This window comes from Streptomyces sp. S.PNR 29 (assembly GCF_030386795.1).
GTDB lineage: Bacteria > Actinomycetota > Actinomycetes > Streptomycetales > Streptomycetaceae > Streptomyces.
The window spans coordinates 21,619-39,709 of sequence record NZ_JANUQM010000003.1 but is presented as its reverse complement, the minus strand read 5'-3'; the positions used below and the strand labels follow the sequence as shown (position 1 = coordinate 39,709).

Sequence of the window (18,091 nt, the reverse complement as noted above, 5' to 3'; positions counted from 1 at the left end):
TCGTCCCCGAGAGACTCCACATCTCAAGGATGCGGCATCCGCGGCGAAACCAGCAGCGGGCACCCGGCGGCTGCTTTCCCCGCCCCCGCGCACCCGCCGTTGAGCAGGGATTTCGACATCCCCGCCGCCGCATACGGGGACGCGTCCGGGACCTCTCCGGCGGATCGTGCCGGAGAGGCGCGGCTCGGCCGTCATCGCGCTGCCGTCGGGGAAGCCCGGTGGGCAGGCGATGCCCCGCGGGCAGGGTGATGCCCGGTGCCCCGCTCACCTGCGTCATGTCGGTACCGCCGCACTTCCGCGAGCCGGTCCGCCGACAGGCGCTAGCGCACCAGGCCCCACCGGAAGCCGAGTGCCACGGCGTGTGCGCGGTCGGAGGCGCCGAGTTTCTTGAAGAGCCGTCGCGCGTGCGTCTTCACCGTGTCCTCGGAGAGGAACAGCTCGCGGCCGATCTCCGCGTTGGAGCGGCCGTGGCTCATGCCCTCCAGGACCTGGATCTCGCGCGCGGTGAGGGTCGGCGCGGCACCCATCTCGGCGGAGCGCAGCCGGCGCGGGGCGAGCCGCCAGGTGGGGTCGGCGAGGGCCTGGGTGACGGTGGCGCGCAGCTCGGCGCGCGAGGCGTCCTTGTGCAGATAGCCACGGGCACCGGCGGCGACGGCGAGCGCCACGCCGTCCAGGTCCTCGGCGACGGTGAGCATGATGATGCGTGCGCCGGGGTCGGCGGACAGCAGCCGCCGGACCGTCTCGACGCCGCCCAGGCCGGGCATGCGCACGTCCATCAAAATGAGGTCCGAGCGGTCGGCGCCCCAGCGGCGGAGGACTTCCTCGCCGTTGGCAGCCGTCGTCACGCGCTCGACGCCGGGCACGGTCGCGACCGCGCGGCGGAGCGCCTCTCGGGCAAGCGGGGAGTCGTCGCAGACGAGGACGGAAGTCATGACCGCCCTCCGCAGCTGATGCGCGTCACCTTGAGCCTCCAGGCTGGTACGAAATCGTCACCTGTGCGGTCGACCGTCTCGGACGCCGGCCCGAGCGCTGGTTCCTTCAACCGCCTCGCACTCTCAACGACGGTCACTCGAAAGAGTTACGGGGCTGTGTGTCATCTTCGGCACTCTACGTGAGGGGACGGACACGGTGCAGGTACGCGCAACAGACCCTCGAACTTTCATCACAACCTATGCCCCATTTAGCCCCTTTTCTTCCGGTTTGCTGGTGTCTGCGGCTAGATTCGCAATGGGTCATATTTTCATCTCCTTAGATCGTAGTTGTACGGTCATAGACACCGGATCCGCCCAGATCGGCTGCAAGGGGTCACGCAATGGCAGATTTCTCCCGCCTTCCCGGACCGAACGCGGACCTGTGGGACTGGCAGCTCCTGGCTGCGTGCCGCGGGGTGGACAGCTCGCTCTTCTTCCACCCGGAGGGCGAGCGCGGTGCGGCTCGAAGTGCTCGCGAGAACTCGGCCAAAGAGGTCTGCATGAGATGCCCGGTCCGCGCCGAGTGCGCGGCGCACGCACTGGCGGTACGCGAGCCGTACGGCGTGTGGGGCGGGCTGACCGAGGACGAGCGCGAGGAGCTGATGGGGAGGGCGCGCCACCGGCTGGTGTCGACGAGCAACGGGCACGCCGCCTCGAACAGCTGAAAGAACGATTCTGCAGGGTGGGCACGCGCACGCGTGCCCTTCTTTTTTGCCGACGGACCTTCTCGTCAGCCGGAGGACCCTCTCGTCAGCGGACGGCAGCCCGCCCCAGCTGCTCCAGCGTCGCCGCCACCGCCGGTACCTGCGCCAGGTCGGGCAGCGTGAGCGCGACGATCTCCCGGCGCACCGCCGGTTCCAGCGTGACCGTCCGCGCGCCCCGGGGTCGTACGGACTCGATGGCGAGCTGAGGCAGGACCGCGACCCCCAGACCGGCGCCGACCAGGCCGACGACCGCCGGGTAGTCGTCGGTGGCGAAGTCGATGCGGGGCGTGAAGCCCGCCGCCTCGCACACCTCGACCAGCTGGCCCCGGCAGCGCGGGCAGCCCGCGATCCACGGCTCCCCGGCCAGTTCCCCGATGGCGACGGACGTCGCGCGCGCGAGCCGGTGCCGTTCGGGCACGAGGGCGACGAGCCGGTCGGTCAGCAGCGGCCGTACGACGAGGTCGTCCCACTCCTCCGCGCCCGCCGCCCCCTCGTACCGGAACGCGAGCGCCACGTCGCAGTCGCCCTCTCGCAGCAGCCCGACGGAGCGCGGCGGCTCGGCCTCTTCCAGGGAGACCCGGGTACCGGGGTGCGCGGCGCGCAGTGCGGCAAGGGCGGTCGGGACGAGCGCGGAGCTTCCGCTGGGGAAGGAGACGAGCCGCACCCGCCCGGCCCGCAGCCCCGCGATGGCGGCGACCTCCTCCTCCGCCGCGGTGAGCCCGGCGAGGATCCCGGCGGCGTGCCGCACCAGCGCCTCGCCAGCCTGCGTCAGCCGCATCTCGCGCCCGCTGCGGACCAGCAGCGGGGTGCCGACGGACGCCTCCAGGGCCTTCATCTGCTGGCTCACGGCGGGCTGGGTGCAGCCCAGTTCACGCCCCGCCGCCGAGAAGGACCCGGTGGCGGCGACGGCGCGCAGCACGCGGAGATGACGGGCTTCGATCACACATCGAGGATAAGCGAGCCTTTGACACTACGACGAATAATGCGTCGACGCTTTGACGGACGGTGCCCTACCGTGCCGGTCATGAAGCTTCTCTCAGTGAACCTGGGCCGCCCGAAGGCCGTGCCGTACACGGACCAGCCGGAGGGCGTGACGGGCATCGACAAGCAGCCGGCGGACGGGCCGGTGCGGGTGGCGGCGCCCGGGCCCAAGGGCGTGGGCGCGAGCGGGCTGGCCGGGGACACGGTGTGCGACACGCGCCATCACGGCGGCGACGACCAGGCCGTGTACGCCGTGGCGCGCGAGGACCTCGACGACTGGGAGCGGGAGCTGGGGCGGACGCTGCCGAACGGCGCCTTCGGAGAGAACCTCACGACGTCGGGTCTCGACGTGTCCGGCGCGCGCATCGGTGAGCGCTGGCGCATTGGCCCCGAGGTGGTGCTGGAGGTGACCTGCGGGCGGATTCCCTGTCTGACCTTCCAGGGGCACGTGGGGGAGGAGCGGTGGGTGAAGCGGTTCACGGAGCGGGGTGCGCCGGGTGCGTATCTGCGGGTGATCACGCCGGGTGAGATACGGACGGGCGACCCGGTCGAGATCGTGCACCGCCCCGACCATGATGTGACGGTGACCCTGCAGTTCCGGGCGGTGACGGTCGAACGGAAGCTGCTGCCGCGGCTGCTGGCGGCGGGTGAGGCGCTGCATCCGGAGTGGCTGGCGGCGGCGCGGACGTATGTGACGAAGTACGGGGCCTGACGTGGCTTCACTGTGCCCGGTTTCGCCTCCGGGCAAGCGGACGGGCACAGTCCGGGTCACTAACCTTGCGTCATGACAACGGCATTGATTACGGGATCGACGGCAGGCATCGGGGCCGCCTTCGCGCGGCGACTGGCGGCCGACGGGCACGACCTGGTGCTGGTGGCCCGCGACACCGCGCGGCTGCGCGAACAGGCGACCGAACTGCACGACCGGCACGGCATCGAGGCGGAGGTGCTGACGGCCGACCTGGCCGAGGACAAGGGCATCGAGGCGGTGGCCGACCGGCTGGGCGACCGCAAGAACCCCGTCGACCTGCTGGTCAACAACGCCGGCTTCGGCAACAAGGGCCGCTATCTCGACGTACCCATGGCCGACGAGCTGCGCATGCTGAAGGTGCACTGCGAGGCGGTGCTGCGCCTGACCTCCGCGGCGACGGAGGCGATGCGGGAGCGGGGGCGCGGCGGGGTCGTCAACGTCGCCTCGGTGGCGGCCTTCGTGCCGCGCGGGACGTACGGCGCGTCCAAGGCGTGGGTCGTGCAGTTCACCCAGGGCGCGGCCCGGGATCTGGCCGGGAGCGGCGTACGGCTGATGGCGCTGTGCCCCGGGTTCGTGCGCACCGAGTTCCACGAGCGCGCCGGGATGGGCACGGACAACATCCCCGGCTGGATGTGGCTCGACGCGGACAAGCTGGTCGCGACGGCACTGGCGGATCTGGCGCGGGGGAAGACGCTGTCGATTCCGGACGCGCGGTACAAGGCGCTCACGGGGGCGGCGAAGTTGGTGCCCCGGGGGATGCTGGGTGGGATCACGTCGAAGACGGGACGGAAGTACGGACCGCAGTGAGCCGGGCCGTGGGCCCGAAGGACGCCTCGGCTCCCCGGTGGGAAAATGGTGCTGTTCGACCGGACCCAGGGGGGCCGGAGGCGGATCATGACTTTCGTTCAGCTCATCGACTGCAAGACCAGCCGCTTCGACGAGATGAACCGGCTGCTCGACTCATGGGTGGAGCAGACCAAGGGGAAGCGGACGGCGACGCACAGTCTGGTCGGGAAGGACCGGTCGGACGCGTCGCACATCGTCGAGATCGTGGAGTTTCCGTCGTACGAGGAGGCGATGCGGAACTCCGAACTGCCGGAGACCGACCGGATCTTCCAGGAGATGGTCGCCCTCTGTGAGGAGGAGCCGACCTTCACGGACCTGGACGTCGTACGGGACGAGCAGCTGTACGCGGCCAACGCGCGCAGGTTCTTCGAGACCCTCGCCGCCAAGGGCGACCTGCCGGCGTTCGGCGATCTGCTCACCGACGACTACCGGGACAACGATCCCTCCCACGCCGAGGACGTCGTCGGGCCGGACGCCTTCCGGCGTGAGGTGGAGATGTGGCGGAACGGGTTCGACTTCACGTTCCGCGTCGAGGACCAGATCGCCCAGGGTGACCGTGTGTCCACCCGGTGGACCTGGAACGCGACCCACAAGGGCGAGTTCCTCGGCATCACGGCCACCGGGCGGGAGGTCACCATGACCGGGACGTCCATCCACCGGTGCGCTCCGGACGGGAAGATCGCCGAGACGTGGTGGAGCTACGACCGGCTGGGGCTCATGGCGCAACTGGGGGCGCTGGACTCCCTGGAGAAGTAGTCCCCGAGAACGGGGGAAGCCCCCGTTCCGCTCCAGCGGTACGGGGGCTTCCTGACGAGCGAGTCGCTCAGTGGGCGTGGCCGTGGCCGTGGCCCGCGGCGGCCGGCTCCTCCTCTTCCTTCTTCTCGACGACCAGGGTCTCGGTCGTGAGGAGGAGGGAGGCGATGGAGGCGGCGTTCTCCAGGGCGGAGCGGGTGACCTTGACCGGGTCGATGACGCCGGCCTTGATCAGGTCGCCGTACTCGCCGGTGGCGGCGTTGTAGCCGTTGCCCTTGTCGAGCTCGGCCACCTTGGAGACGATGACGTAGCCCTCCAGGCCGGCGTTCTCGGCGATCCAGCGCAGCGGCTCGACGGCGGCGCGGCGGACGACCGCCACACCGGTGGCCTCGTCGCCGGTCTTGTCGAGGTTGCCCTCCAGGACCTTCACCGCGTGGACGAGCGCGGAGCCACCACCGGAGACGATGCCCTCCTCGACCGCGGCGCGGGTCGCGGAGATGGCGTCCTCCAGACGGTGCTTGCGCTCCTTCAGCTCCACCTCGGTGGCGGCGCCGACCTTGATCACGCACACGCCGCCGGCCAGCTTCGCGAGGCGCTCCTGGAGCTTCTCGCGGTCCCAGTCGGAGTCGGTGGCCTCGATCTCGGCCTTGATCTGCGCGACGCGGCCCTCGACGTCCTCGCGCTTGCCGGCACCGTCGACGATCGTGGTGTCGTCCTTGGTGACGGTGACGCGGCGGGCGGTGCCGAGCACCTCGAGGCCGACCTGGTCGAGCTTGAGGCCGACCTCCTCGGAGATGACGGTGGCGCCGGTGAGGACGGCCATGTCCTGCAGCATTGCCTTGCGGCGGTCGCCGAAGCCGGGGGCCTTGACGGCGACGGCGTTGAAGGTGCCGCGGATCTTGTTCACGACCAGGGTCGACAGGGCCTCACCCTCGACGTCCTCGGCGATGATCAGCAGCGGCTTGGAGGAGTTCGCCTGGATGATCTTCTCCAGCAGCGGCAGCATGTCCGCGATCGCGGAGATCTTGCCCTGGTGGATGAGGATGTACGGGTCCTCCAGGACGGCCTCCATGCGCTCCTGGTCCGTCACGAAGTACGGCGACAGGTAGCCCTTGTCGAAGGCCATGCCCTCGGTGAAGTCCAGTTCGAGACCGAAGGTGTTGGACTCCTCGACGGTGATGACACCGTCCTTGCCGACCTTGTCCATCGCCTCGGCGATGAGCTCGCCGACCTGCTGGTCCTGGGCGGACAGCGCGGCCACGGCGGCGATGTCGGACTTCTCGTCGATCGGGCGGGCGGAGGAGAGCAGGTCCTCGGAGACGGCGGCGACGGCCGCGTCGATGCCCTTCTTCAGCAGCGCCGGGGAGGCGCCGGCGGCGACGTTCTTCAGACCCTCGCGGACCAGCGCCTGGGCCAGGACGGTCGCGGTGGTCGTACCGTCACCCGCGATGTCGTTGGTCTTGGTCGCCACCTCCTTGACCAGCTGGGCGCCGAGGTTCTCGTACGGGTCCTCGACCTCGACCTCGCGGGCGATCGTGACACCGTCGTTGGTGATGGTGGGCGCGCCGAACTTCTTGTCGATGACGACGTTGCGGCCCTTGGGGCCGATCGTCACCTTGACCGTGTCGGCAAGCTTGTTGACGCCGCGCTCGAGGGCGCGACGGGCGTCCTCGTCGAACTTCAGGATCTTCGCCATGGGAGCGTGAGCCCTCTTCCGGAATCTGGGTTAAAGGCACTGCGCCCCGGGCGCCCGGCTTCTTATCGGTCGCGGGGGGCCAGGGGCGCAGCTCAAAGCAATGTGCTCGGGTGAATTACTTCTCGACGATCGCGAGAACGTCGCGGGCCGAGAGAACGAGGTACTCCTCGTTGTTGTACTTCACCTCGGTGCCGCCGTACTTGCTGTAGAGCACGACGTCGCCGACCTTGACGTCGAGCTCGACGCGCTTACCGTCCTCGATGCGGCCCGGGCCCACGGCCAGGACGACGCCCTCCTGGGGCTTCTCCTTGGCGGTGTCCGGGATGACCAGGCCAGAGGCCGTGGTCTGCTCGGCGTCCAGCGGCTGGACCACGATGCGGTCCTCAAGCGGCTTGATGGCAACCTTGCTGGCGGTCGTCACGATCCGACCTCCCCCTTCGGAGATCTCACGGGGTTAACTGTCTGAGGTGGCGACCAGGTCGATCCGTCGTCGCGGGTGCCGGACCTGCCCGTCGCGTTGTTGGCACTCTCCTCTGTCGAGTGCCAGAGCCGAGACTATGACCGCGATTAGCACTCGGTCAAGCGGAGTGCCAATTGCCGTGCGGCGCGGCGCGGGGTTCGCTGCGAACGTCCGTTTGTGCGGCGCCCGGCGTCGGGGTGACCGTCGCTGGGGGGCTGCCGCCCCCAGACCCCCGCTTTCGTCCTGAACGGCCTCGTCCTCAAGCGCCGGACGGGCGGAAAGATTGCCTGACCGGCGCCGACGAGACGCCGCTAGAGGTAATCCTCCAACCGCCCCACCGTCAGCCCCCTCCCCCTGATCTCCCGCAGCACACGTGTCGTGCGGTCCCGCAGGGACAGCCCCGTCGCGTCGTCCGGGTCGACGGCGACGATGTCACCCGGTTGCAGGCGGCGTCGCCCCCGGGTGTACGTCAGTTCGCCGTCGCCCTCCACCGACGCCCGCCACAGGACGACCGCGGTGATGCCGCAGTCGGCGGCCGCGCGGAGGGTCGTCCGGTCGTAGGTGCCGTAGGGCGGGCGGAGAAGGCGGGGGCGGACACCGAAGCGGGCGCGGAGTTTGTCCTGCTGGCCGCAGATCTCGGCGCGCTGGCCGGCGTAGGGCAGACCGCGCAGGGCGGGGTGGTCGAGGGTGTGGTTCTGCAGGCCGGCGCCGACCGAGCGCAGGCGGGCGAAGTCGCCGTACGCCGGTCCGACCACGCTGTCGGTGAGGAACATGCTGACCGGCAGCCGCAGTTCGCGGACCATGTCGACGAACCGGGGGTCCCGTTCGACGCCGTCGTCGTAGGTGAGGAAGACGACCTTGTCGTGGGTGGGCACGTGGTCGACGACCGGGGGGAGGCCCGGGCCGGCGGGCGGCACCGGCGGGCGGGCGGACGGTTTCGGCGGCGGGGGCAGCGGGGTCGTGAGGCCCCAGCGGCGGTACGGGGGCCGGTCGGTCACCCGCTGTGCCTGCGTCGCCTCATGCTCTCCCGGCTCGCCGTGCATCGGGGCGGTGGACCGGCCGCATCCGGCGAGCACCAGGGCCGTCAGGACCGCGGCCGCCCACCCCCGCGCCCTCACGGGTGGTCCTCCAGATAGTCCTCCAGCCGCCCGACCGCGTATCCCTCGGCCGTGACCTTGTTCAGGAACCGGCGGGCCATGTCGCGCATCGTGCCCTTCCAGTGCTCCCGGCCCCGGAAGTGGGTGAGCACGATGTCACCGGGGTGCAGCTTCCGGTCCCCCTCGCGGTACTCCCAGTGGTCGACGAAGACCTCCTCGTTCCACAGGGGGACGTACTGGATGCCGCAGGCCTTGGCGGCGACCAGGGTGCCCGCGTCGTAGGTGCCGAAGGGCGGGCGGAAGAGGATCGGCCGCTTGCCGTAGCGCTGCTCGATCACGTTCTGCATGCCGCAGATCTCGCGCTGCTGGCGGGCGTAGGACAGCTTGCGCAGGTTGGGGTGGTGCAGGGTGTGGTTGTTCAGCCCCACGCCACGGTCCTGCATCCGCCGGAAGTAGCCGTAGTCCTCCTTCACCAGGTAGTCGCTGAGGAAGGCGGTGTACGGCACCTGCAGTTCGCTCATCATGCGCAGGAACGCCGGGTCCTTCTCGGCGCCGTCGTCGATGGTGAGGAAGACGACCTTCTCCCGGGTGGGGACCGCGGTGAAGACCGGGGGGAGGCCGCGCTCCCCGTGGCCGTCGACCTCGAAACCCCTGCGGGTCCTGATGCTCGGCCTCTCGGTGGGCGGCGGAGCCGTCAGCGGCACCTTCCTCAGGCCCCAGCGCTTCGCGGCGGCGACCCGGGCGGCGTGGGCGGCACTGAGCCGGTCGGCGTACGCGTCGAGCGCGCGGGCCGGGGGCGCCTTGAGGGGCTGCTGGCCGGAAGCGGGCCGTACCTCGGAGGCGTTGCGCCCGCAGCCCGGGGCGAGGACGGCGACGGCGAGCAGGGCGAGGCCGCCACGGAACCGCGCCGCCGGAGACGCCCCCCGAAACGCCTTGCCCGCGACCCGGCTTTTGTCATTTTGTCCTACTGCCCTCATGGTGCCGGATCCTCGCAGGCCACGACTCCCGCCCCCGACCGACACCGCCGCCCGCGGCACGTCATCCACCGACTGGCCCACAATGAGCCGGTGAACGACCTCGACGCCCTCCTCACTCCCGAAGGCCGTGCCCTCCTCGACGAGGTGCGCGACACCGACCCCGCGCAGGAACTCGCCGTCGCGACCCGGCTGCGGCGCGAGCACCCCGCCGAGCTGGTGTCGGCGGCACTCGGCCAGGCGCGGCTGCGGCAGCGGGCGACGGCGAAGTTCGGCCCGCAGGACGCGCAGCGGATGTTCTTCACCCCGAACGGGGTCGAGCAGTCAACGCGGGCGAGCGTGGCCGCGTATCGCGCGCGGCGCATGAAACAACTGGGCGTGACCTCCGTCGCCGACCTGTGCTGCGGGATCGGCGGCGACGCGATCGCGCTGGCCCGGGCCGGGATCCGGGTGCTCGCCGTGGACCGGGACCCGCTGACGGCGGCGACGGCCCGCGCGAACGCCGAGGCGCTGGGGCTCGCCGAGCTGATCGAGGTACGGGAGGCCGACGTCACGGAGGTGGACACGGCCGGCTACGACGCCGTCTTCGTCGACCCCGGCCGGCGCGGCGGACGGGGCCGTGTGTTCGACCCCGAGGCCTACTCACCGCCCCTGTCCTGGGCGGTCGAGGCAGCCCGCGGGGCCGCTCGCGCCGCGCTGAAGATCGCTCCCGGCATCCCGCACGAGGCGATCCCCGCCGAGGCCGAGGCCGAGTGGGTCTCCGACCGCGGCGAGGTGAAGGAGGCGGTGCTGTGGTTCGGCACCGAGCCCGGCGCGGTCCGGGCGACCCTGCTGCCGGGCCCGCGCACCCTGCTCTCCCGCGGCCTGCCCGACCCCGAGGTCCGCGCCCCCGGCCGCTACCTGTACGAGCCCGACGGCGCCGTCATCCGCGCCCATCTGGTCTCCGAGGTCGCCGACCAGGTGGGCGGCGGACTGCTCGACGCGACCATCGCGTACGTCACGGCGGACGACCTGCGGCCGACGCCGTACGCGACGGCGTACGAGATCACCGACCGGCTCCCCTTCAACGTGAAGAGGCTGAAGGCGCTGCTGCGGGAACGGCAGGTCGGGACGCTGACCGTGAAGAAGCGGGGGTCGGCCGTGGAGCCGGAGGAACTCCGCCGCAAGGTCAAGCCGCAGGGCCCGCACTCCGCGACCGTCTTCCTCACGCGCGTGGCCGGCGCCCCGGCCATGCTGCTGGGCCATCCGGCGGGGTGACGCCCAGCCGCTGGTCCGGGCCTGTCAGCCGCACTCCCCCGCCCGGCCCAGCAGGAGCTGCCGTTCCCGCTCGTTGCGGGTGAGCTCCGCCGCCCGTACGAACTCGGTCCTCGCCTCCCTCGTACGCCCCAGACGCAGCAGCAGGTCGCCCCGCACGCTGGGCAGCAGGTGGTAGTCCCGCAGGGCGGGTTCGCCGGCCAGGGCGTCGACGATCTCCAGGGCCGGGGCGGGGCCCTCGGCCATCGACACGGCGACCGCGCGGTTGAGTTCGACGACCGGGGAGGGTGCGCGGGCCGCGAGGAGGCGGTACAGGGTGGCGATGGACGCCCAGTCGGTGTCCTCGTAGGAGTACGCGTGCGCGTGGCAGGCGGCGATGGCGGCCTGGAGGGCGTACGGGCCCGGGGCGCCCGTCGAGGTGGCGTCGGCGCGGGCGAGGGCGGAGACGCCGCGGGCGACGAGCATGCGGTTCCAGCGGCTGCGGTTCTGGTCCTTGAGGAGGACCGGTTCGCCGTCGGGGCCGATGCGGGCGGCGGCGCGGGACGCCTGGAACTCCAGGAGTGCGGTCAGCGCGTGCACCTCGGGCTCCTTGGGCATCAGTGCGGACAGCACACGGGCCAGGCGCAGGGCGTCCTCGCACAGGGCCGGGCGGAGCCAGTCGTCGCCGGCGGTGGCGGCGTACCCCTCGTTGAAGATCAGGTAGATGACGTCCAGGACGGAGCCGAGGCGGGCCTCGCGGTCGGGGCCGTACGGCACCTCGAAGGCGACGTTCTTCGTCGCGAGTGTGCGTTTGGCGCGCACGATGCGCTGGGCGACCGTCGGCTCGGGGACCAGGAACGCGCGGGCGATCTCGGCCGTGGTCAGCCCGCCGAGCAGGCGCAGGGTGAGGGCGATGCGGGCCTCGGCGGACAGGACCGGGTGGCAGGTGGTGAAGACGAGCCTCAGCAGGTCGTCGTCGATGTCGTCCGGGTCGGCCGGCTCCTCGGGCGGGGCCGCGTCCGAGAGGTCCCGGCCGATCTCCGCGAGCTTGCGGGCGTAGTTCTCCCGGCGGCGGACGAGGTCGACGGCGCGGTGGCGGGCGGTGGCCATGAGCCAGGCGCCCGGGTTGTCGGGCACCCCGTCCCGGGGCCACTGCTCCAGCGCGGCGACCAGTGCGTCCTGCGCGAGCTCCTCGGCGATGCCGACGTCCCGGACGATACGGGCGACGCCGGCGATGACGCGCGGGGACTCCAGGCGGAAGACGGTCTCGATGGTCCCGGCCGGGTCGGCGGGGGGCTGTGCGGTCACAACCCCCCATTCGACACCCGTACCGGCGCGGAGGCCAAGGAAGCGGGCTCAGCCCTCCATGATCTCCCGTACCTCGCAGGTGAGCGAGAACTCCTCCTCGTGGACCTTCACGAACCGCTTGGCCCACTCCAGCGCCTCGGCCTTGTCCTTGCACTGCATGAGCGCGTAGCCGCCGATGACCTCCTTGGTCTCGGTGAAGGGGCCGTCGGTGACGGAGACCTCCTTGCCGTCCCAGTGCACGCGGGTGCCCTGGGACGTCGGGTGCAGCCCGGCCGTGTCGAGCATGACGCCGGCCTTGGTGATCTCCTCGATCAGCTCCCCCATGCGCTGCATCAGCTCGGGGCTCGGGCCCTGGGCGGGCGAGGTGGACTCGTCGACGCGCACGAGCGACAGGAAGCGGGGCATGGTGACTCCTCTGTGTCGGGTGGGCCGGGTGGTTCCCGGCCTCTCACTCGTACGTCGAACGAGGATCACCCGGATCGACACACTCCCCGGATTTCTTCGAAGTTTTTTTCCGGGCCGCGTTTTCGCAGGCGGCAGCGGTCCGTGGCAGAGGGGGTAGATCCATTGTCCCCCCGCGAGGCGGTCCCCGTCACCGTTCTCCGGAATGATCTTTGTGTTCCGTATGCGGCTTTAGGGTGGTGTCCGCTCGACACACAACGCGCCATGCAGATAAGGGAGTTGACAGTGACGCAGGACATAGCCGCGCTGGCCGCCGAGCTCACGGCCATGGCCGAGGCCGACCACCGGGCCACCGTGCACGCGGGCAGTGACGACCCCGCCGAGCAGCTGGCCTGGCGGCGGCTGACCGCGCGGCACGGTGACCGGCTCGACGAGATCATGGACGTGCACGGCTGGCCGACCGCCGACCTGGTCGGCCCGGAGGCCGCCCGCGCCGCCTGGCTTCTCGCCCAGCACGCCGACCGTCAGCTCGGCGTCCAGCGGCGGGCGCTGCGGCTGCTGGAGCAGGCCGTGGCGGACGGCAAGGCAGGCCCCCGCGAGCTGGCCTTCCTGCGCGACCGCACCCTCGTCAACGAGGGGCGGGAGCAGATCTACGGCACCCAGATCGCCGGCGTACGGGACGGCGCCCCGGTCCCCTGGCCCTGCCGGGAGCCCGGGCGTGTGGACGAACTGCGCGCGGAGGTGGGCATCGAGCCGTTCGCCGCGTACGTGGCGAAGCACTCGATGCCCTGAGCGCTACTTCACCTCGGCCCCGAACCTCGCCTTCGCGTACGGCGCCCCGATCGCCTTCGGCCCGATGACGGTCGCCGCGTCCGTCACGACCCCCGTCGGCCGGCCGCGCAGGACCCACACCGCCCCGTTCCCGCCGTCCTCGCCGGGGGCCGCCGCGGCCAGGTCCGCGTAGCCGTTGCCGTTGATGTCGAGGAGCCCGACCGCCGTGCCGAAGGCGTCGGCCGGCTCGGCCGTGCCCGGTACACCGGGCGTGTCCTGGGTGAAGGCCTGGGCGCCCTGGCCCGTCAGCCCGGCCCGGCTGCCGCGCAGGACGACGACCGCGCCGGCGCCGTCGTCGTAGCCGAGCTCCTTGCCGGGAGCGCCGACGGCGAGGTCGGCGATGCCGTCGCCGGTGATGTCGCCGGCGGACAGGGCCGTGCCGAAGCGGTCGTTGGCCTCGCTCGTTCCGGGCACGCCCGGCGTGTCCTGGGTGTACGTCGTCCACGTGCCGCGGGGACGGACACCGGAGGCCGAGCCAAGGGCCACCGTGACCGTGGAGTCGGTGGCGGATCCGACGGCGACGTCGGCGTGGCCGTCGCCGTCGAAGTCGCTCAGCGCGACGCCGCCGTCGCCGCTGGGGACGGTCCCGGGCCGGTATGTCAGGCCCGAGGAGTCACCGGTGTAGAAGTCCGTGCAGTAGCCGCCGTCACCGCAGTAGACGCTGAGCGCGAGCTCGTCCCGGCCGTCGCCGGTCACGTCCCCGGCCGTGCCGTCCACGACGTCGACGTACCGCAGGTGGTCGGGGTCCAGGGCGGTGCTGCGGGCCGGCTTCCCGGAGCGGCCGACCGGGCCGGTCCACAGCGTGGCGGTGGTGCCGAGGGGGTCGTCGCCGGGTGAGTCGCCGGTGCGGAACAGGGCGAGGTCGAGCCGGCCGTCGCCGTCGAAGTCGCCGGTCACCGTGCGGGAGGCGGGGATGGACGTACCGCCGCCGGACAGGCCGCGCGGCCCGCCCCACACGACGACCGCGTCCGTCGTCCGGGCCGCGACCCCGACGACCAGGTCCGCGTACCCGTCGCCGTTCAGGTCGCCCTTGGAGACCTGTGTCCCGAAGCCCTGGCCCTTGGCGGGGGACCCCGGGATGCCGTCGGTGGCGCGGCTGATGACGGACCGCCGGCCGGCGGACAGCCCGTGCGGTCCGCCGTACGCCACCGCCACATAGCCCGCCCTGTCCTGGCCGCCGACGGTGGCGCCCGGGGCGCCGACGGCGAGGTCGGCGTACCCGTCGCCGTTGAAGTCGTCATGGACGGGGGGCCGGGGCGCGGCCTGTGCGCTGTACGAGAGGTCCGACGGGAGCGCGCCGAGGGCGAGCAGGCCCGCCACCACCGGTACGGCCCAACGGGGAGAGGAACGCGTGAATGGCACAGGAAAACCCCCTCATCAGCGACACAGTCACCCCAAAAGACTCGTCGCCGTGCGCGGTGGTTGTGGCCGTCAGCGCAGCGAAGCCCACAACTTCTCGGCCGCCGGCTCCTTCGCCACCACGCGGTTGGCGTTCGAGGGGGCCGGCAGGACCGGCATCGTCACGGTCTTCACACGGTCCGCCGTGAGGCCCGTCAGGCTCTGGCCGAGGCGCGTCAGCTCGCTCAGCGAGTCCAGGCCCGTATCGGTGGTGAGGCTGCCGGTGACCGCGTCCGCGACCCGGTACAGCCGGGCGGGGTCGGTGAGCAGGTCGGTCGAGGCGATCTGCTCCAGCAGCGCCTTCACCAGCTTCTGCTGGAGCTTTATCCGGCCGAGGTCGCTGCCGTCGCCCACGCCGTGCCGGGTGCGGGCCAGGGCCAGGGCCTCGGTGCCGTCGAGGTGGTGGGTGCCGGCCTTCAGCTTCAGGTGGCTGTCCTCGTCGTCGATGTTCTCGTCGGTGGTGACGGTGACCCCGCCGAGCGCGTCGACCAGCTTCGCGAAGCCGGCGAAGTCGACCTCGATGTAGTGGTCCATGCGGACGTTCGTGATCGACTCGACGGTCTTGACCGCGCACACCGGCCCGCCCACCGCGTACGCGCTGTTGAACATGGCGTTGTACGCCACCGTCGTGGAACCGCCGGACGTCAGCGGGCAGGAGGGGCGGGTGACGAGCGTGTCGCGCGGGACGCTGACCACGGTGGCGCTGGTGCGGCCGGCGTCGAGGTGGACGACCATCGCCGTGTCGGAGCGGGCGCCGGAGCTGTCTCCGCCGCCGAGTTCCCGGTTCTCCTTGCCGCTGCGCGAGTCCGAGCCGAGGACCAGGATGTTCAGGGCGCCGGTGGGCGGCGGGGAGGTGGTGGCGGACGTCGAGGGGGACGGTGCCGTCACCGGCTGCGCGGGACGGTCGTCGCCGAGCGCGCTGTCGATGTCGACGCTCTTGATGTTGTCGTTCAGGTGCCAGTAGGCCCAGCCCGCCGCGGCGGCTCCCAGCAGCAGCGCACCCGCCAGGGTGAGGCCGGCGGCCTTCAGCACCCATGACCGCCGGCCCATGCGTCTGCCCCCGATGTCGTCGTCTGCCGTCACGACGAGGAACGTAAGTCCGAATTATGACGAGCAGGGACGTGGGGCCGTGTTTCTTCGGAGATTCTCAGATTTCCCGGGTCGTCCTCACCCCAGGGTGACCGTGGGCACGGGATTGCTCCCGCTCCAGGAGGCGTTGAACCCGAACGTCACCGAACCGCCGTCCGGCACCGACCCGTTGTAGGAGGCGTTGGAGCAGCTGACCGCCGCCCCCGACTGGGTGCAGCTCGCGTTCCAGGCCTGGCTGATCCGCTGGCCCGCGCCGAAGGTCCAGCTCGCCTTCCAGGAGGTCAGTGAGGCCCCGGAGCAGCTGATCCGCACCTGGCCCGTGAAGCCGTTGTCCCACTGACCGGTGACGCTGTACGTCGCCGTGCAGGCGCCCGTGGGCGGCGGTGTGGTCGTGCCGCCGAGCGCCTCGGCGATCGCGTGGTACGCCGGTTTCGGCGCGTAGTTCTCGTCGTACGGGGTCGCCGCGCCCTGGCCGGGGAAGGTGTCCGGGATCCAGGAGTCGGAGTCCGTGAAGCCCCAGACGGTGACGCCGACGCAGCGGGAGACGGCGAGGCAGGCGTTCATGACCGCCTTGTACTCGGCGGCCTGCTGGGCCAGCTTCGCCTCGGTCGCCGGCAGCTGCATCCGGATGTCCAGCTCGGTGATCGCCACGTCGACGCCCAGGTCGGCGAAGCGCTGGATGTTCTGCTGCAGGGTCGACGGCACCTGACCGAGGATCAGGTGGGCCTGGAGGCCGACGCCGTCGATCGGGACCCCGCGCTCCTTGAGGGACTTGACCAGGTTGTACAGAGCCGTGCTCTTCGCGCCCACCCCCTCGACGTTGTAGTCGTTGATGTAGAGCTTCGCGCTCGGGTCGGCGGCGCGGGCGGCGGTCAGGGCCTGGGCGATGTAGTCGGCGCCGAGGCCGTTGTACCAGAGGGTCTCGCGGTAGGTGCCGTCCTCGTTGAACGGCTCGTTCACCACGTCCCAGGCGGCCAGCCGGCCCTTGTAGCGGCCGACCTCGGTGGCGATGTGGTCGTTCAGCAGCCGGCTCAGCTGGGCGGAGGTCCAGGTGCCGTTCGTCAGCCAGCCCGGGTTCTGGCTGTGCCAGACCAGGGTGTGGCCGCGCACCTGCTGCCCGTGGGCCTCGGCGAAGTCGACGATCCGGTCGGCCTCGGCCCAGTCGAAGGTGCCCCGGGCCGGCTCGACCGACCCCCACTTCATGGCGTTGCCGGGCGTGAGCGCGTTGAACTCCCGCCCCGCTGTGTCGCCGTAGGTGCCGGTGAGCTTGGAGCCGGTGACCGCCGTGCCGATGACCTTGCCCTTGGCGGCGGCGAGGTCGCGCAGCGGGGTGTCGGCGGCGTGGGCGGCGGGGGCGCCTGCGGCCAGCAGGACGCCGGTGGTGGCCGCTGACGTGAGGAAAGCGGCGAGGCGTGCACGGAACGAGGATCTGGAGGTTCTCATGGTGGGAATGTCTCCGAAAGTTTCGGTCGTGCAACCGATAGACTTCGGAGGAGTGTGGGACCGAGCACCCCACCCGTCAACAGGTCACCTTTCGGCCACGGCCGTGCTGCTGCGCACCACGAGGCTGGTCGCCAGCTCCACCCGGGTCGCCACCGGGGAGCCGTCCTCGCGGCCCAGGTCGAGGACCAGCTTGGCCGCCGCCTCCGCCATCTCCGTCAGCGGCTGCCGTACGGTCGTCAGCGGCGGCCCCACCCAGCGGGCCACCGGCAGATCGTCGAACCCGACCACGCTCACGTCCTCCGGGATGCGCAGTCCCAGCTCGCGCGCGGCCTCGTACAGCCCGAGCGCCTGCAGGTCGTTCCCGGCGAAGACGGCGGTCGGCCGGTCCGGGCGGCGCAGCAGCGCGAGGCCCTGCCGGTAGCCGGCCTCGTGGTGGAAGTCGCCGGGCATGATCAGCCCGGGGTCGGCCGGCAGCCCGGCCGTCTCCAGGGCGGCCCGGTAGCCGTCGATGCGGGCGCGGCTGCCCATCATCTGCGGCGGCCCGCTGATCGCGCCGATCCTCCGGTGCCCCAGTTCGACCAGATGCCGGGTGGCCGCGAGCCCGCCCTGCCAGTTGGTCGCGCCGATGGACGGCACGTCGGTGCCGGGGTCGCCGGCCGGGTCCATCACGACGAACGGGATGGAGCGGCTGGTCAGCAGGGCGCGCTGGGACTCGTCGAGGCCGGACAGCACGAGGATCACGCCGTGCGGGCGGCGGGCGGCGACCTGGTCGGCCCAGGTCCGCCCGGGGGTGAGCCGTCCCGCGCTCTCGCTCAGCACGACACTGAGCCCCGCGTCCCGTGCCACGTTCTCCACGCCCCGGATGACCTCCATCGCCCAGGCGCTCTCCAGCTCGTGGAAGACCAGGTCTATCAGCGGTGACCGGGTCGCCTCGGCACGGCGGCGCCGGTAGCCGTGGGCGCGCAGCAGTTCCTCGACGCGGGCCCTGGTGGCCGGGGCGACGTCGGCACGGCCGTTGAGGACTTTCGAAACAGTCGGCGCGGACACGCCGGCCTCGCGGGCGATCTCGGCGAGGGTCGCGGTCTGCGCGGTGCGCCCTTGCGTCCGGGTTTCAGCGGGCTCCGGGGATGTCATGGCGGCGATCGTATCCCTGC

At 71.7% G+C, this 18,091-nt stretch carries 17 protein-coding genes and 2 pseudogenes; 7 read left to right on the top strand and 12 right to left on the bottom strand.

The window, feature by feature from the left end:
• Window positions 1-320: 320 nt before the first annotated feature.
• Entirely contained in the window at window positions 321-932 is a 612-nt protein-coding gene (locus NW895_RS09105) for a response regulator transcription factor (protein WP_003948568.1), read from the bottom strand.
• Window positions 933-1,312: 380 nt separating this feature from the next.
• On the opposite strand from NW895_RS09105, the gene NW895_RS09100 reads away from it, so the two are divergent.
• Window positions 1,313-1,636, top strand: a complete 324-nt coding sequence (locus tag NW895_RS09100; RefSeq protein ID WP_289934869.1) for a WhiB family transcriptional regulator — start codon at window positions 1,313-1,315, stop codon at window positions 1,634-1,636.
• 85 nt (window positions 1,637-1,721) lie between these two features.
• Here NW895_RS09100 and NW895_RS09095 read toward each other — a convergent pair whose 3' ends face one another.
• Complete coding sequence (locus NW895_RS09095; RefSeq protein WP_289934868.1) at window positions 1,722-2,618, bottom strand: LysR family transcriptional regulator; 897 nt, start codon at window positions 2,616-2,618, stop codon at window positions 1,722-1,724.
• A gap of 81 nt (window positions 2,619-2,699) precedes the next feature.
• Between NW895_RS09095 and NW895_RS09090 the strand changes: the two genes are divergently transcribed.
• The 3 genes from NW895_RS09090 (at window position 2,700) to NW895_RS09080 (ending at window position 5,009) form a co-directional block, all read left to right on the top strand.
• Window positions 2,700-3,368, top strand: a complete 669-nt coding sequence (locus NW895_RS09090; protein WP_289934867.1) for an MOSC domain-containing protein — start codon at window positions 2,700-2,702, stop codon at window positions 3,366-3,368.
• A 72-nt stretch (window positions 3,369-3,440) separates the two neighbouring features.
• Window positions 3,441-4,214, top strand: coding sequence for an SDR family oxidoreductase (locus tag NW895_RS09085; RefSeq protein ID WP_289934866.1), 774 nt, complete (start codon window positions 3,441-3,443; stop codon window positions 4,212-4,214).
• 87 nt (window positions 4,215-4,301) lie between these two features.
• Entirely contained in the window at window positions 4,302-5,009 is a 708-nt protein-coding gene (locus NW895_RS09080) for an ester cyclase (protein ID WP_289934865.1), read from the top strand.
• Window positions 5,010-5,076: 67 nt separating this feature from the next.
• Here the strand turns inward: NW895_RS09080 and groL are convergent, their stop codons facing one another.
• From groL to NW895_RS09060, 4 genes are all read right to left on the bottom strand, one after another.
• Window positions 5,077-6,702, bottom strand: a complete 1,626-nt coding sequence (groL, locus tag NW895_RS09075; RefSeq protein ID WP_289934864.1) for a chaperonin GroEL — start codon at window positions 6,700-6,702, stop codon at window positions 5,077-5,079.
• A gap of 115 nt (window positions 6,703-6,817) precedes the next feature.
• A complete protein-coding gene (gene groES, locus NW895_RS09070) occupies window positions 6,818-7,126 on the bottom strand; it encodes a co-chaperone GroES (RefSeq protein WP_031119986.1) in 309 nt (102 codons plus the stop codon).
• 347 nt (window positions 7,127-7,473) lie between these two features.
• Window positions 7,474-8,205 (bottom strand): polysaccharide deacetylase family protein, encoded by a 732-nt coding sequence (locus tag NW895_RS09065; RefSeq protein ID WP_289935498.1) that lies wholly within the window; start codon window positions 8,203-8,205, stop codon window positions 7,474-7,476.
• A 71-nt stretch (window positions 8,206-8,276) separates the two neighbouring features.
• The gene (locus tag NW895_RS09060) at window positions 8,277-9,236 is read right to left on the bottom strand and encodes a polysaccharide deacetylase family protein (RefSeq protein WP_289934863.1); all 960 of its coding nucleotides are present in this window, start codon (window positions 9,234-9,236) and stop codon (window positions 8,277-8,279) included.
• A gap of 90 nt (window positions 9,237-9,326) precedes the next feature.
• Between NW895_RS09060 and NW895_RS09055 the strand changes: the two genes are divergently transcribed.
• Complete coding sequence (locus NW895_RS09055; RefSeq protein ID WP_289934862.1) at window positions 9,327-10,490, top strand: class I SAM-dependent methyltransferase; 1,164 nt, start codon at window positions 9,327-9,329, stop codon at window positions 10,488-10,490.
• A 24-nt stretch (window positions 10,491-10,514) separates the two neighbouring features.
• Here the strand turns inward: NW895_RS09055 and NW895_RS09050 are convergent, their stop codons facing one another.
• Both NW895_RS09050 and NW895_RS09045 read right to left on the bottom strand, forming a co-directional pair.
• Window positions 10,515-11,774 carry an RNA polymerase sigma factor gene (locus NW895_RS09050; protein WP_289934861.1) on the bottom strand — a complete coding sequence of 420 codons (1,260 nt, stop codon included), beginning with the start codon at window positions 11,772-11,774 and terminating at the stop codon, window positions 10,515-10,517.
• A 48-nt stretch (window positions 11,775-11,822) separates the two neighbouring features.
• Window positions 11,823-12,179 (bottom strand): YciI family protein, encoded by a 357-nt coding sequence (locus tag NW895_RS09045; protein WP_289934860.1) that lies wholly within the window; start codon window positions 12,177-12,179, stop codon window positions 11,823-11,825.
• 282 nt (window positions 12,180-12,461) lie between these two features.
• On the opposite strand from NW895_RS09045, the gene NW895_RS09040 reads away from it, so the two are divergent.
• Both NW895_RS09040 and NW895_RS41165 read left to right on the top strand, forming a co-directional pair.
• Window positions 12,462-12,968, top strand: coding sequence for a DUF6624 domain-containing protein (locus tag NW895_RS09040; RefSeq protein ID WP_289934859.1), 507 nt, complete (start codon window positions 12,462-12,464; stop codon window positions 12,966-12,968).
• A pseudogene (locus NW895_RS41165) lies at window positions 12,947-13,036 on the top strand (hypothetical protein); the annotation flags it as partial. The gene NW895_RS09040 and the pseudogene NW895_RS41165, both read left to right, overlap by 22 nt.
• A gap of 52 nt (window positions 13,037-13,088) precedes the next feature.
• Here NW895_RS41165 and NW895_RS09035 read toward each other — a convergent pair.
• From NW895_RS09035 to NW895_RS09020, 4 genes and pseudogenes are all read right to left on the bottom strand, one after another.
• Window positions 13,089-14,327 (bottom strand): annotated as a pseudogene (locus tag NW895_RS09035) (FG-GAP repeat protein); the annotation flags it as partial.
• Between the two features lie 111 nt (window positions 14,328-14,438).
• Window positions 14,439-15,455 carry an LCP family protein gene (locus tag NW895_RS09030; protein WP_289935497.1) on the bottom strand — a complete coding sequence of 339 codons (1,017 nt, stop codon included), beginning with the start codon at window positions 15,453-15,455 and terminating at the stop codon, window positions 14,439-14,441.
• A gap of 117 nt (window positions 15,456-15,572) precedes the next feature.
• Window positions 15,573-16,937, bottom strand: coding sequence for an endo-1,4-beta-xylanase (locus NW895_RS09025; protein WP_289934857.1), 1,365 nt, complete (start codon window positions 16,935-16,937; stop codon window positions 15,573-15,575).
• An 84-nt stretch (window positions 16,938-17,021) separates the two neighbouring features.
• A complete protein-coding gene (locus NW895_RS09020) occupies window positions 17,022-18,071 on the bottom strand; it encodes a LacI family DNA-binding transcriptional regulator (RefSeq protein WP_289934856.1) in 1,050 nt (349 codons plus the stop codon).
• Window positions 18,072-18,091 lie beyond the last annotated feature (20 nt).